General features: G+C 68.8%; 17 protein-coding genes. 7 read left to right on the top strand and 10 right to left on the bottom strand.

Annotated features, from left to right (window positions below; all coding sequences use genetic code 11):
- Positions 1-22: 22 nt before the first annotated feature.
- The 5 genes from ACIQMJ_RS02025 to ACIQMJ_RS02005 are packed head-to-tail and all read right to left on the bottom strand — an operon-like array spanning position 23 to position 4,319.
- Complete coding sequence (locus ACIQMJ_RS02025) at positions 23-796, bottom strand: ABC transporter permease (RefSeq protein ID WP_499759153.1); 774 nt, start codon at positions 794-796, stop codon at positions 23-25.
- Positions 793-1,719 carry an ATP-binding cassette domain-containing protein gene (locus tag ACIQMJ_RS02020; protein ID WP_499759152.1) on the bottom strand — a complete coding sequence of 309 codons (927 nt, stop codon included), beginning with the start codon at positions 1,717-1,719 and terminating at the stop codon, positions 793-795. Before ACIQMJ_RS02020 ends, ACIQMJ_RS02025 begins: the two co-directional genes overlap by 4 nt.
- 15 nt (positions 1,720-1,734) lie before the next feature.
- On the bottom strand, positions 1,735-2,904 hold the full coding sequence (locus ACIQMJ_RS02015; RefSeq protein ID WP_499759151.1) for a cytochrome P450: 1,170 nt from the start codon (positions 2,902-2,904) through the stop codon (positions 1,735-1,737).
- 29 nt (positions 2,905-2,933) lie between these two features.
- Positions 2,934-3,773 carry a DUF4097 family beta strand repeat-containing protein gene (locus tag ACIQMJ_RS02010; protein ID WP_499759150.1) on the bottom strand — a complete coding sequence of 280 codons (840 nt, stop codon included), beginning with the start codon at positions 3,771-3,773 and terminating at the stop codon, positions 2,934-2,936.
- Between the two features lie 57 nt (positions 3,774-3,830).
- Positions 3,831-4,319: a toxin-antitoxin system HicB family antitoxin gene (locus tag ACIQMJ_RS02005; RefSeq protein ID WP_499759149.1), complete on the bottom strand. Its 489-nt coding sequence runs from the start codon at positions 4,317-4,319 to the stop codon at positions 3,831-3,833.
- 431 nt (positions 4,320-4,750) lie between these two features.
- Here ACIQMJ_RS02005 and ACIQMJ_RS02000 point away from each other — a divergent pair, with 431 nt between their 5' ends.
- Complete coding sequence (locus ACIQMJ_RS02000; protein ID WP_499759148.1) at positions 4,751-5,929, top strand: Fic family protein; 1,179 nt, start codon at positions 4,751-4,753, stop codon at positions 5,927-5,929.
- Between the two features lie 132 nt (positions 5,930-6,061).
- Here ACIQMJ_RS02000 and ACIQMJ_RS01995 read toward each other — a convergent pair whose 3' ends face one another.
- Positions 6,062-6,919, bottom strand: a complete 858-nt coding sequence (locus ACIQMJ_RS01995) for a tetratricopeptide repeat protein (protein WP_499759147.1) — start codon at positions 6,917-6,919, stop codon at positions 6,062-6,064.
- Positions 6,920-7,068: 149 nt separating this feature from the next.
- Complete coding sequence (locus tag ACIQMJ_RS01990; protein WP_499759146.1) at positions 7,069-7,299, bottom strand: transcriptional regulator; 231 nt, start codon at positions 7,297-7,299, stop codon at positions 7,069-7,071.
- A 162-nt stretch (positions 7,300-7,461) separates the two neighbouring features.
- Here ACIQMJ_RS01990 and ACIQMJ_RS01985 point away from each other — a divergent pair, with 162 nt between their 5' ends.
- Both ACIQMJ_RS01985 and ACIQMJ_RS01980 read left to right on the top strand, forming a co-directional pair.
- On the top strand, positions 7,462-7,794 hold the full coding sequence (locus ACIQMJ_RS01985; protein ID WP_499759145.1) for a helix-turn-helix domain-containing protein: 333 nt from the start codon (positions 7,462-7,464) through the stop codon (positions 7,792-7,794).
- An 81-nt stretch (positions 7,795-7,875) separates the two neighbouring features.
- Entirely contained in the window at positions 7,876-8,451 is a 576-nt protein-coding gene (locus ACIQMJ_RS01980; RefSeq protein WP_499759144.1) for a hypothetical protein, read from the top strand.
- A gap of 738 nt (positions 8,452-9,189) precedes the next feature.
- Here ACIQMJ_RS01980 and ACIQMJ_RS01975 read toward each other — a convergent pair.
- Entirely contained in the window at positions 9,190-9,744 is a 555-nt protein-coding gene (locus tag ACIQMJ_RS01975) for a hypothetical protein (protein ID WP_499759143.1), read from the bottom strand.
- A 180-nt stretch (positions 9,745-9,924) separates the two neighbouring features.
- Between ACIQMJ_RS01975 and ACIQMJ_RS01970 the strand changes: the two genes are divergently transcribed.
- Entirely contained in the window at positions 9,925-10,491 is a 567-nt protein-coding gene (locus ACIQMJ_RS01970) for an HD domain-containing protein (RefSeq protein ID WP_499759142.1), read from the top strand.
- On the opposite strand, the gene ACIQMJ_RS01965 is transcribed toward ACIQMJ_RS01970, so the two are convergent.
- Positions 10,476-10,949, bottom strand: coding sequence for an NUDIX hydrolase (locus ACIQMJ_RS01965; protein WP_499759141.1), 474 nt, complete (start codon positions 10,947-10,949; stop codon positions 10,476-10,478). The two genes, ACIQMJ_RS01970 and ACIQMJ_RS01965, sit on opposite strands and share 16 nt — an antisense overlap.
- Positions 10,950-10,959: 10 nt before the next feature.
- Complete coding sequence (locus ACIQMJ_RS01960; RefSeq protein ID WP_499759140.1) at positions 10,960-11,703, bottom strand: DUF5919 domain-containing protein; 744 nt, start codon at positions 11,701-11,703, stop codon at positions 10,960-10,962.
- Positions 11,704-11,862: 159 nt separating this feature from the next.
- Between ACIQMJ_RS01960 and ACIQMJ_RS01955 the strand changes: the two genes are divergently transcribed.
- The 3 genes from ACIQMJ_RS01955 to ACIQMJ_RS01945 are packed head-to-tail and all read left to right on the top strand — an operon-like array spanning position 11,863 to position 12,782.
- A complete protein-coding gene (locus ACIQMJ_RS01955) occupies positions 11,863-12,315 on the top strand; it encodes a hypothetical protein (RefSeq protein WP_499759139.1) in 453 nt (150 codons plus the stop codon).
- Between the two features lie 15 nt (positions 12,316-12,330).
- On the top strand, positions 12,331-12,528 hold the full coding sequence (locus ACIQMJ_RS01950; protein WP_499760228.1) for a hypothetical protein: 198 nt from the start codon (positions 12,331-12,333) through the stop codon (positions 12,526-12,528).
- Positions 12,529-12,572: 44 nt separating this feature from the next.
- The gene (locus ACIQMJ_RS01945; protein WP_499759138.1) at positions 12,573-12,782 is read left to right on the top strand and encodes an AMED_5909 family protein; all 210 of its coding nucleotides are present in this window, start codon (positions 12,573-12,575) and stop codon (positions 12,780-12,782) included.
- Positions 12,783-12,808: the final 26 nt, after the last annotated feature.

The raw sequence follows: 12,808 nt of genomic DNA, 5'->3' as shown, positions 1-12,808 counted from the left end.
GCGATCTTAGCGTCCGCGCAGCTCAGCGGGAGGGGTCGCGGTTGTAGAGCACGCGCGCCCTGGCACAGCCGGCGGCGGTGATCACCAGGCACCAGCCGACCGCCCAGTACCCGCTGTCACCGATCGGCGTGCCGATCAGCAGGCCGCGCAGGGTGTCGGTGATCGGCGTGAACGGCTGGTTCTCCGCCACCCACGCCAGCCCGCTCGACATCGAGTCGGTCGGCACGAACGCGCTGCTGACGAACGGCAGGAACTGCAGCGGCAGGGTGGCGGTGTTCGCGCCGGCGACCGTCTTCGCGCCCATGCCGAACGCGATGCCCAGCCAGGTGAACGCGAGCGCCAGCAGCACCAGCAACCCGGCCGCGCCGAGCCAACCGCGCAGGTCGGCCGCCGGGCGGAACCCGCTCAGCAGCGCCAACCCGATCACCGCGGTCAGGCTGACCGCGGTGTTCAGCAGGCTGCTCAACGCCTGCCCGGTCAGCACCGAGTAGCGCGAGATGGCCATGGTGCGGAACCGGGCGATGATCCCCTCGCCCATGTCGGTGTTGATGTTGATCGACGTCCACGCGGCGCCCGAGCCGACCGCCATCACCAGGATGCCCGGCACCAGGTAGTCCACGTAGGACGCGCCGCCCGGCAGCGTCGCGCCGAGCGAGCCGCCGAAGACGTGCACGAACAGCAGCATCATCAGCACCGGCATGCCGATCGTGCCGATCGACATCATCGGGAAGCGCTGCATGTGCCGCAGGTTGCGGCGCAGCATGGTGGTCGTGTCGCGGATGGCCGGGGTGCTCATCGCTGCGCGGTCCTCTCGGTGGTCAGGGCGAAGAAGACGTCGTCGAGGTCGGGCGTGTGCACGGACAGGTCCTGCACCTCGACCGCGGCGTCGTCCAGCCGGTCGAGCAGGCCCCGCAACTGGTGCACGCCACCGTCACCGGGCACGTCCAGGGTCAGGCTCGCGTCGTCGCGGGACGAGCCGCCGAGCGCCTTGGCGGCCAGGTCGAGGGTGTGCGCGTCGGCGAACCGCAGCCGCACGTGCCCGCCCGGGATGAGCCGCTTCAGCTCGTCCGCGGTGCCCTCGGCGACCAGCCGGCCACCGTTGAGCACGGCGATCCGGTCCGCGAGCTGGTCGGCCTCCTCCAGGTACTGGGTGGTGAGGAAGATCGTGACGCCGTCCGCGACCAGACCGCGGATGATCTCCCACATGGTGTGCCTGCTGCGCGGGTCCAAGCCGGTGGTCGGCTCGTCGAGGAAGATCAGCTCCGGGCCGCCGACCAGCGTCATCGCCAGGTCCAGCCGCCGGCGCATGCCGCCGGAGTACGTGGAGGCGGGCTTGCGCGCCGCGTCCACGAGGTCGAACTGCTCCAGCAGGCGGGCGGTGGTGCGGCGGCCCTCCCGGCGGTCCAGGTGGGCGAGGTCGGCCATCAGCCGCAGGTTCTCCTCGCCGGTGAGCAGGTTGTCCACGGCGGAGAACTGGCCGGTGACGCCGATGGCCGCGCGGACGCCCGCCGGGTCGCCGAGCAGGTCGTGGCCCGCGACGGTCGCCCGGCCGGCGTCCGGGGTGATGAGGGTGGACAGGATCTGCACGGTCGTCGTCTTGCCCGCGCCGTTGGGGCCGAGCAGCGCGAACACCGAGCCGGGCGCCACCCGCAGGTCGAGGCCGTCGAGCACGACGTGGTCGCCGTAGGACTTGCGCAGACCGGTGGCCGTGATCGCCATGGGTGGTCTCCTCGGTCAGTCGGTGAGCAGCGGCAGGGACTGCACGCCGGTGAGGTTCGGGGAGGGCAGGAACGTCGGCGGCCGGTCGGGGTCCGTGCGCAGCCGCGGGAAGCGGTCGAGCAGGACGTCCAGCGCGAGCCGCCCCTCCAGCCGGGCCAGCGGCGCGCCGAGGCAGAAGTGCACGCCGCGGCCGAAGCCCAGGTGCGGGTTCGGGTCCCGGGTGATGTCGAGGACGTCCGGGTTCGCGAACCGGCGCGGGTCGCGGTTGGCGGCGCCGATCCACAGCATCAGCATTTGGTTCTCGGGGATCTCGACGCCGCCCAGCGCCACCGGCTCGTTCGTGACCCGGGCCAGCGCCGCGAACGGGGTCAGGAACCGCAACGACTCCTCGATGGCGGCCGGCACGAGCGCGCGGTCCTGGCGGACCTTCGCGAACTGGTCCGGGTGCGCGTCCAAGGCCAGCACGGTGTTGCCGAGCAGCATGGTCGTCGTGAGGTGGCCCGCCACCAGCAGCACGGCGGCGAAGTTCACCACCTGCGCGTCGGTCAGGCGCTCACCGTCCACTTCGGCGTGCACGAGGTCGCTGAGCAGGCCGGGGCGCGGGGAGCGGCGGCACTGCGCGGCGTGCTCGCCCAGGTAGTCCAGCAGCGGGCGCGTGGCCTCGACGCTGTCGCGCAGCTCCTGCCGCAACTTGGCCTCGTCGTCCTTGAGCGAGAACTGGTTGGTGCTCTCGAACATCCGGTCCACCCACACCTTGAACAGGTCGCGGTCGCCGCTCGGCACGCCGAGCAGTTCGGCGATCACGATCACCGGCAGCGGGTAGGCCAGGTCGCGGACCAGCTCGAAGTCGTCGCCGGAGATGTCGTCGAGCAGTTCGCCGGTGAGCTCGGTGATGCGGTGCCCCAGGTCGGCCACGACCTTGGGCGTGAACGCGTGGCTGACCAGGCGGCGCAGCTTCTGGTGCTCCGGCGGGTCGAGCTGGATGATGTTGCCCTCGGTCAGCGTCCCCTCGGTCGGCGGGAACAGCCGGGTCACGTCGGACGAGAACCGGCCCCAGTCACCGAGGACCTCGACGATCTCCTGGTGGCCGTGGACGTTCCAGAAGCCGAGCTGCTCGTCGTAGGCGACGACGTGCTCGGGGCGTTCTCCGCGCAGCCAGGGCTGCTGCGGGTTGGTGTCCCACATTGTCTTTCTCCCCCAATGGTTTTGTTGTGTCAGGCGCGGTGGATGACGATGTCGCCCAGCGACGTGCGGGCGCGCACCTCGACCCGCTCCTCGGTATCACCGGGCGCGTCGACGCCGGTCAGCTCGTTGCGCACGCGGCCCGCGACCGAGCGCACGTCCAGCCACGCGGCCGTGCCCTCGCGGATGCCGACCTCCACCTGGCCGGCCGAGGTCTCCACGACCACCGAGCCGCGCACGGCCTCCTCGACCCGGATGCGGCCGTTGGCGGTCTTGGCGTGCACGTCGCCCGCGGCGTGGCTGACGACGATGTCCCCGTTCGCCGCACCGGCCCGCACGTCACCGGTGACCTCGCCGATCCGGGTGGGACCGTTGGAGTTCTTCACCGTGCCGGAGCCGTCGAGCCGGTCCACGCGCAGCTCGCCGGAGCCGGTCGACAGCTCGGCGCGGCCGGTGATGCGCTCGACCAGGACGTCACCGTGCGAGGTGGACGCCTTGAGCGCGGCGGTGTCCTGGAGCCGGATGTGGCCGGCGGAGGTCTTGAAGCGGCACTCGCCCAACGCGCCCTCGGCGCGGAAGTCGGTGAGCGAGCCCTGGGCGGCGACGTGCGACCCGGTGGGCAGCCGCACCACCACGTCGACCGAGCCGGTCTTGCCGAAGACGCCGCGCGACCTGGGCGTCTTGATCGTGAGGCGGCCCGCGGCGAAGTCCACCGAGGTGCCCTGGGCCGCGGCGACGTCCTTGCCGTTGTCCGGGTCGCCGGGCACGACCTCGACCACGGTGTCGTCCCGGTCGGTGGCCGCGATGAGGACGCCGCCGGCGGTGACGTCGAGGTCGAGCGTGATGGGTTCGGGCGTGGCGAAAGAAGGCATGGCTGTCCCCTCGGAGGGTGTCGGGTCGGTGTTTGTGCTGGTGGCGGCGGTGCGCGGTTAGCGGACCCAGCCGGTGTAGCTCTGCCGGGACGACGTGCGGCCGGACGTGCGGCCACCGTGCCCGAGCCCGGCCGCGGCGGCGCGCACCAGCCAGGCGTTGACGGAAACGCCCTCGCGGGTCGCGGCTTCCTCGACCCTCGACTTCAGGTGCTCGGGCAGCCGCAGGTTGATCCGGGCCACCGGGCCGTCCTCGGCGACCACCGGTGGCAGCTCCGTGGCACCATCCTGGCTCGCCGTGGCACCATCCGGCACTGTCACGACGAACTCCGGGTCACGCCCCCGCAACCGCACGTCGACCGAGCCGGGCGCGAGGTCCCGCGTGATCTCGTCCATGGCGGCGGACAAGGCTTCGAGCAGCGTCAACCGCACCGCGGTGTCGAGCGGGGCGATGAGTCGTTCGGCCAGCGCCCGTGCCTCCGCCCCACCTGCCTCTGCGGCGGTGGCGAGCTCCCGGCGAAGGTTGTCGACGTACGGCGTCAGGTCCATGGCACCACTATGGCACCAGGTTGGTGCCACTGGCAAGTCCGGATGGCGCCAGGGCGGTGCGTGGCGGCGTTGGAGAACCTGACACCTTTTCGGGTGGAATGGCGGGGCGGGCGGACCAGTGGTCCCATTCGGAACGTCACGGTATGTCGTGATCACTTTCCCGAGCGCTCCTCGGGTGGAATACCGCAGGTCTGTCGGCGCAGGCGGCCCGATTTCACCACGATGGTGCATAACTCTGCACGAAGGGTGCTGAGCTGCTGCTATGGCTGGCGCGGGACCGGTTCCCTAATTTTGCGGGTAGTACACCAAAGTCGTGACTCGAACGGCCTAATCGAGGTGTGTAACTCGATGTGTAGTGAAGGGGTGTCTGGCTTCACTTCGCCTTGGGAATGTCTTGCCAAAGCATCGGCTGTCGTGCCAGTGTCTCGCCCATGAATTTTCGTCCCCTGCCCGATGGGCAGTGGTCGCCGGTGCCCGAGCTGCCCGGCATCCCCGAACCACTCCGGCGCGAAGGCGCCTACCTGCCGCCGCCGCTGCCCTCCGACCTGGCGCTTCCCGTGTCCACCTACCGCCGGTGCGCCGAGGCCGAGCACGCCCTGGGTCGCCTGGACGAGGCGGCCGAACGCCTGGGCGTGCGGTCCGCGATCGTGCGGTCGACCCAGGTCCGCGACGCGAACGCCTCAGCCGGGCTGTCCGGGGTCGCCGTGGGGCTGCGCGAGACGTTCGCGGCGGACCTGCTGGCGTCCCAGGGCGGCCCGCCGCCGACCGGCAGCGCCGCGCCGTCGCAGCTGGTGGCCCCGTTCCTGCGGGCCTGCGACCACGGTCTGGCCCGGGTCCGCGCCGGTGCGCCGGTCGACGCCGAGCTGGTCGGCGAGGTCGCCGCGATCATGACCGGCGGTGCGCCCGGCCGCCGCCTGCCCGACGTGCTGCGGGACGCGCCCGGCCGCTTGGGCGTCAGCGACGGGCGGGCCTACCTGCTGACCGCGACCGGCGCGCACCTGGTGGCGTTGCTGGAGCAGTGGTCGACGTGGGTGCGCGAGGAGGACGAGCAGCCCAGGGTCGCCAAGGTCGCGCTCGCGCACTACCAACTCGAAGTGCTGCAACCGTTCCCCACGGCCAACGGGCACGTCGCGCGCACGTTCTCGACGTTGGAGATGGTGCGGTGCGGGCTGGTGCGCGACCAGGTGCTCCCGCTGTCGGTCTGGCTGGACACCGCGTTGGACGAGTACCAGGAGCGGATCCGCGACGTGGTGGACACCGGTCACGTGGACCGCTGGGTCGACTTCTTCGCCACCGCCGTGCGCGACCAGGCGTTGGCGCAGCTGCGGCTGATCGGCCACTTGGAGGCGCTGGCCGCCGAGTACACCGCTCGCCTGCCGCGCAAGGGGAAGCTGCCCCTCGTGGCCGCCGAGCTGATCGGTTTCCCCGTGGTGGACCACCGGTCGCTGTGCACCCGGTACGGCATCACCGCGAAGGCCGCCACCGACCTCACCGCCCGCTTGGTCGAGCTGGGCATTCTCGTCCCGCGGGAGCACCTCGGCTACCGCCGCGTGTTCCTGTGCCGGGATGTGCTGCGCCTGCTGGCCGACCACCCTGACACCACCGCCTGAACACGGAAAGAGCACGACGCCACGATGAACGCATCCCCCGACCCTTCCCCCAAGCGGTCGCCTTCCGGCCGGCCGTCACCGAGGTGCCGGCACGCCGGCTGCCGCGGGAGGGTCTGCCGTCGCCGACACCGCTCAGCGGTCCTGTTCGAGGTCCGCGTCGTGGTCGGCCTGCTGATCCAGGTCGGCGTGGCCCTGCTGCACTGGTTCCGGGACTGACCGCGACTGGAGGTCGGCGACCAGGTCGCGCACCCGTTGCGCCGCCTCGTCGTCGGTCCCGATGAGCAGCGCGAGCGCGCGGTTGAACCGCCGGTGCGCCTCGGCCCGGTCGCCGGTCAGCCACAGCGCCCGGCCCAGCTCGGGCAGGCACCGGGCGCGTCCGGCGGAATCGTCCAGGTCGGCGAACAGCTTGTCCGCCCGGGACAGGTACTTGATCGCGGAGTCGTGCCGCCCGACCTCGACCATCAGCGCGCCGAGGTGGGTCAGCGCCCGTGCCGTGCCGTGCCGGTCGTCGTGCAGGAGGTACAGCTCCAGCATCTCGTCGGCACACCCGACGACCTTGTGCATCCGGCCTTGGGCGCGGTAGGTGGCGGCCAGGTCGTGCAACGCGCCGGCCGCCGCGTCCGGGTCGTCGTCGCGGAGGCGGTGGACGGCCAGTTCCCGCATGCCCGCGACGGCGGCGAGCCGGAGTGCCCCCTGTTCGCGCAACGACTGCGCGGCCCGGCGGAAACCTTTGGCCAGCAACAGTGACGTCGGCAGCGCGGCGGCCAGTTCGGCACCGATGTCGAGCAGCTCGCGGGACCACGCCTCGTCGGCGTCGACAGGCACCACCGGCCACACGTCGGCGAACAGCGCGACCGCGGCCTCCGGTTCGGCCAGTGCGTCGCGCAGCGCGGACGGCAGCTCGTCGCGGTGCGCCTCGAACCAGTCGTGCCCGGTGGTGCGCAGGTCCCGGCGCAACCGCGCGACCGCGTGCCGTGGCTCGTCGCTCACCTGGTGTCATCCTTCCGCTGGTCTCGTCGCCGTGCGCCGTCACTTGATCACGAGTGTCAACCAGACGGGTGAGCCCGCACACCGCTGAAGTGACGACGCTCGACGGTTCGGGTCACACGTGCGCGCGACCTCGACGCCACGGACCGTCATCACCGCTGGGTAGGGACGATCTCGAAGAGGTCTTCGAACTGCATCGGCTCCAGCGCGATCAGCGCGCCGCCGATGAACGCCGGGCCGGGCTGCAGTTCGCCGCTGAGGACGCGCGCGACCGTGGAGCGGTTGACGTCCATCGCCTTGGCCAGCGCGTAGTCCGACCGGAAGCCGGCGAGACGTGCGGCTTTGGCGAAGACGTCGGTGCGGAGCTTGATCGTGTTCGGCATGGCCTGCCCCTGTTGTGCACACCCAACGCATGTGGTGGGTGCACAACGCTAGGCAATTCGTTTTGTGAGCGCAACTAATGTTGTTTGAGCACAACGCACAGGTAAGGGCTGCCTGGGGGGAGTGCCCAACGAACGTTGCGTGCGCGCACGTACCATTGCGCGGTGACCAAAGCCGAGAGTGCGGACTCGTCCTGGTCGGACTTCGTCCAGAGGCACATGGACGACCGCGGGATGACCACAGGGGAACTGACCGAGAAGACGGGCTTCGACCGGAGCCGGCTGACCGCCTGGCGCAAGGGCGAGCGCCCCAACCTCGACACCGCCCGCGTCGTGGCCAGGGCGTTCGGCCTGAGCCCCCTGGAGGTCATGGTGGCCGCCAAGCTCATCACCGCCGAGGAGGCCGACCTGCGCGGCGTGTCGACCCCGGACCCGAGCGCGTTGACCGATCAGCAACTGCTGGCCGAACTGGGCCGCCGGCTCAAGCGCACGACCTGACGTCCCCCGCCCACCGACCGGCCCGGAGCACCGCTCCGGGCCGGTCCCGTCCAGATCTCGCGGCGTGGACGCGGGGGTCCGGTGTTCGTGCGGTCGATTAACCGCCGGCCGCGGAAGTGGCCGTGGGGGCATGATGCGCCCGTGTTCAACTTCGGGATCGAGGGCTACCGGCCGAACTGGGGGAACGGTCTCGCTGATGCCATGACGCACGCGGCTCGCATGCGTGCCCTGGTCGGTCGGCAGCTCACCGACGCGTGGCTGGTCTGGGACCTGGAGGACGACGAGTGGTGGGCTGGCTGCCCGGTCCTGCTCGACTTCGACGGTGAGCAGATCGAGATCAACCACCACAAGTTCGACGACCTCTCGATCACCTGGAACACGGCAGACCCCACCAAGCCGGTCGACTGGGGTCCCCCCGACAACTTCCCCCTCGCCTGGCGAAACACCGCTCGTGCCGACCTGTCCGCCTTGCGGGGCCGTGCGGTCGACGCGGTCGAGTTCCTCGTCTGGACCGGGGGCGACCTGGCCAACGGGTCGATCGCACTCGCCTTCACCTTCGGCCCCGACCGCCTGTGCGTGTTCAACGCGCTCGACGAGAACGGCCTGGCGGTCGGTGCCCTGGAACCCGAGTGGCAACCCATCCCACTCAGCACCTGAGGCCGCCCGCGCGAACTCCGCCCCTGCTCCCGACCTGTAACCGGGCCAGTCCGCGAGGAGTCCGCAGCTCGCGCGCCGTGGACTCCTCTGCGTCTTCAACGCCTTTGCAGCCACGCGGCAGGCCCCTCGGATCCGGCAGGCAGGGCCGACTCCGGCTGGCGGCGACTGCCGGGAAAGATCAGGCCCCGAGCGCGTTGCCGCAGCTCAGGGCCTGATTCACCCGGCGAAAGGTGAGTGCCCCCGGCAGGATTCGAACCTGCGACACACGGTTTAGGAAGGCGCGTGGCCCAACTCTGTTGCCACGTCTCCTGACCTGCCCGAAGCGGCACCCCGTCGCCCACGTCCGCGTGCCCGTTTCGCAGTGGCTTCGCGTTTCGTGCTGACGCTCGTGGACGGCCTGACCCTGCTCGATGGCAAGACGGCGAAGCCGTCGCGGCAGCCGATCGCCGTGCCCAGCCACCCTAGCCGCGTGACCGCGCGATCGTCCCGACCTGCAAGCCGCGGGACTCCTCAGCCTCCAGCTCGCCATCACTTCGCGCGCCGCCTCCGGGCCACGTGCACCGACTCCGTGCACGGCCGACGGGCGGAGCGAAGCGGGAGCCCGGCGTGCCGGGATGCGGGGAGTCGGTGCCAAAGTGCGTCCGGCCCAGCCGCGCGCAGCCGCAGGCGGCGCGCCTTGATCCCGTAGAGCCGAATTCGGCAGATGCCGTCGTCTCGTTGGTGGCCGCCTCGCAAGTTCTATAGTCCGAGCGTCTCGGCCTCGGATGGAGGCGTCGTCCCAACTGGTGTGTAGACGAAGGTCAATGAAGTCGAACCGCGTACCAAGATCGTCAAGTCGTAGAACGATCCTACGGTGATAGTGGTACGTGTCTTAGTCAGCAACGAAAGTTGCGGCAGTGCGTCCCTGTGGAATGCTTCAACCGCCTCGCTGGAAAGCGAATTCAGCGATGCTCCGATGCCGCTCAATAAGCGAGCGGGTGTCTGAACTGAGCCATTACTACCGGTCACGTGAGCGGTAACGGCACGAGTTTTGCTGAATGCACTGCTTTCGGGCAGAAGGTAGATTTCGGTTACCGGAGTAACTTTGCCTCCGAAAACGCCCGGTTTCACGATTGTCACGGGCAGAGGTGACGAGCCTGCCTCTAAAATTGGCAGTTGGAGGTTGATTTGATCGATCACATCGTTTATGGACGAGTCGAACGTCTTGGCGGACGGCGTCGTGGTTTTGGTTGTGGTCGTCGTTGCTTTCGTTGCTTCGTCAGTAATGGGTAAATCGGACGTGGGTGACAACACCGTAGATCCACTTCCGCAACCCGTCGTCGCTACTAAAACCAAAGAAGAGCAGAGCAGGAGTTGCCGCAGCATCTAATCCGCCTGTTGCATTGTGTTGATCGGTTGGATCTCATATCGGCGGTCGCGTGGTGGGCGTTACCGTAAGGCTGGCAGGCGTCCCAACTTGGAGGTGGCTAAGGCATGTGCATGGCGGTAAGGGCATTTGAGCTGGCGGAACACCTACTCGGAGAACCGCTTCCACGTCGATGGGCGCATGTTCAGGGTGTAGCGGAGCGGGCACACTCCGTCTCGGCGCTGTTCTCTGACGGTGATGCCTCAGTCCTCGTGGAGGCGGCGGTACTCCACGACATTGGCTACGCTCCGAATCTAGCGTTGACCGGATTCCATCCGTTGGACGGGGCGCGATACTTGCGCGATTCCGGTTATCCAAAAAGGATCTGCGCGCTCGTTGCCCATCACTCGTGTTCGTATCGTGAAGCCAGGCTTCGTGCGATGGTGGACGAGTTGGCCGAATGGGAAGACGAGGAAACGCCTTTGCGGGATGCGCTCTGGTGGGCGGACATGACCACAACGCCCGATGGTCAACGAACGAACGTCCACGGTAGGATTGTCGAAATTATGGACCGCTATGGTCCGACTGATCTCGTAACGTCCTTCATTTCGGACGCTGAAGCGGAATTGGTGGCTGCGGTGGAGAGGACCGAAGAGCGGTTGCGCGCAGCTGGGTTGGGCTACTTGGCGAAGTAGGGGGTGGTTTGCGGTTTGAAGCCGTGTTCGATCCGGAGGCGGATTGAGGGGTGGATGTTGAGGGTTTCGAGGTCTTCGCGGGCTACCCAATGGACTTCGCTGGACTCGTTGCTTGTGCGCAGCTCGCCTCCGATGGGCTGAGCGCGGAAGCAGATGGAGAACTCCTGGCGGACTTCGCCGTCTGTGTAGGAGATGACGTGGGCCGGGTCGGAGTAGACGCCGATGATGTCGGTGGGGTCTACGTCGATGCCGGTCTCTTCCTTGACCTCGCGAATGACGGTGTGGCCGATGGTCTCGCCTACATCCTGAGCGCCACCGGGGATGGAGTAGAGGTCGTTGTCGGTGCGGCGGATCATGAGTAGGCGGCCTTGGTCGTCCTGGACGAACGCGGTCACGGCTACGACGATGTTGGTCGCCTTGGGGGCGTTCGGGTCGTTGTAGTGGTCGGTGCGCGCCATGTCTCCCTGCCTACCACTTGGGTGGCTTGGCGTCGTCCCAGACGCCTTGGAAGCTCTCGGCGTAGGTCTCGAAGAGGTCGCCTCCGGAGAGGCGGCGCAGGTGCAGGACCGGGGCGTGGGCCGCCATGAAGCCGTGTACGTGGGTGTTGACCAGCATCTCGTCATCGAAGCGGTAGATCGAGTTGTAGAGCGTGGTGCGGTGGCAGCGGATCTCGGCGTGGCCGGTGTCGGCCAGTGGCTTGAAGAACGCGAGGGCGTTGCGGACCTTGGCGGCGAGGGTGCCCTTGCCGATGCCCTCCTCCTCGCTGCGGCGGGCCACCTCGCGGCTGGCCGGGTCGCCCAGGAGTAGGCGGATCTTGACGCCTGCCTCGGCCTTCTGGCGGAAGGTCTTGATCAGGCTCGGGTTGTCGGTGAGGAACATGCCCGAGTAGATCAGGATCGAGATGTTCATCCGGGCCTGGTCGACCAGGTGGGTCCACTGCTCCTGGGGGACGGAGTGGCGGTGTGGGTAGACCTGCACGACCTCCGATTGGGTGATCTCTTTCTTGGCATCCGGGGCGAGTGCGTTGGGCCAGAGGTAGGTCTCGGCCTCCCGGACCATGGCGGCGATGGTGCGGCGGTGACGGGGGTACGGGGTGCGGTCGAGGTTGATCCAGCGTTCGACCGTCTTGGGGTCCACGCCGGTGGCTTTGGCCACCTGGCTGAGGTCGAATCCGTTGCGTAGCAACGAGTCTCGTAGGCGCTGGTTCGGCATGGTTCCCCCTGTGGAACGAGTTGGGACGTCTTGAAGCTACCAAGGACGTCTGTAGTTGTCCCGCTGTGCGGTGCTGCCGTCCCGCATTTCTGCCGGAAGTGGTTGGTGTCAAGGTGCTGGACAGAGGGTCCAGCCGACACCGACGTCAGGAGAACGGCTGTGGCGATCTCGGGTGGGAGCAGGCTCCCCACGTCGCACGACTTCGTGTTCCCGCGTGGCGCGCTGGTGATGGGCGTGGAGCCGGTGCTCAAGTTCCAGTCCGCCGAGGAGCGGGCGAAGGGGCTGCCGGTCCAGCAGGAGACGGACAAGGAGTCCGGGCTGTTGGTGTGGTCGGTCCTGGTGATCGATCAGGCGGCGGAGCGCAAGGCAGAGGCCGCGGTTACGGTGAAGATCGCGGCTCCTCACCAGCCTGTTCCGCCGGAGGCTATTCCGGGGGCCGATGTGCGGCCGGTGGTCTTCGAGGGGTTGACGGTGACGCCCTGGATTGACGACAAGGCGTGCCGGGGCAGCCACGGTGGTGAGCGGCACAGGTGCCGGGCGAAGCTCGGGTACAGCTTGCGCACGACGGGCATGAAGCCGGTCGTCGTCAAGTCCGCGCCCAAGGCCGCGTGACCCCCGGTGGCTGACATGGTTCGTCTGCATGTCACCGCTGACCTGCCGATTCGGGTCGAGCCGCTGGTGTTCGCCGGGAGGGTGGAGATCCGGCTCGGCAACGCGTTCCCGGCGGTGCTCGTCGTTGATCGGGATGCACCGCCGCGTCTCGCGCAGGCGCTTGCCGAGGGACAGGCCGCGCTGGGCACCTCGCATGAGAGTGGGAGTGCGTAATGGGTCGAACGAAGAGGGCCGATCCGTGGGCGGCGGCGTATGCCGTGACGTTGCTCAAGGACGCCCATGAGGCGTTGACGCATCTGATGCCCGCGCCGGATGCGCCGGTGGATGCGTGGCGGGAGTTCTACCTGCGGTCGGCCGAGGTGTACGGGCGGGTCGCGGAGGTTGATCGGGGTCATCACCACGAGGCGCTGTATTGGGCCAAGCGCGAGCGTGCCAAGGCGGAGGGGGTTGTTTCGGATGAGCGTTGATCGGGCTGTGCGGCGGGGTCGTGGTG

It is taken from the genome of Actinosynnema sp. NPDC091369 (assembly GCF_044757065.1).
GTDB lineage: Bacteria > Actinomycetota > Actinomycetes > Mycobacteriales > Pseudonocardiaceae > Actinosynnema.
This window is presented reverse-complemented; position numbering and strand designations above follow the sequence as displayed.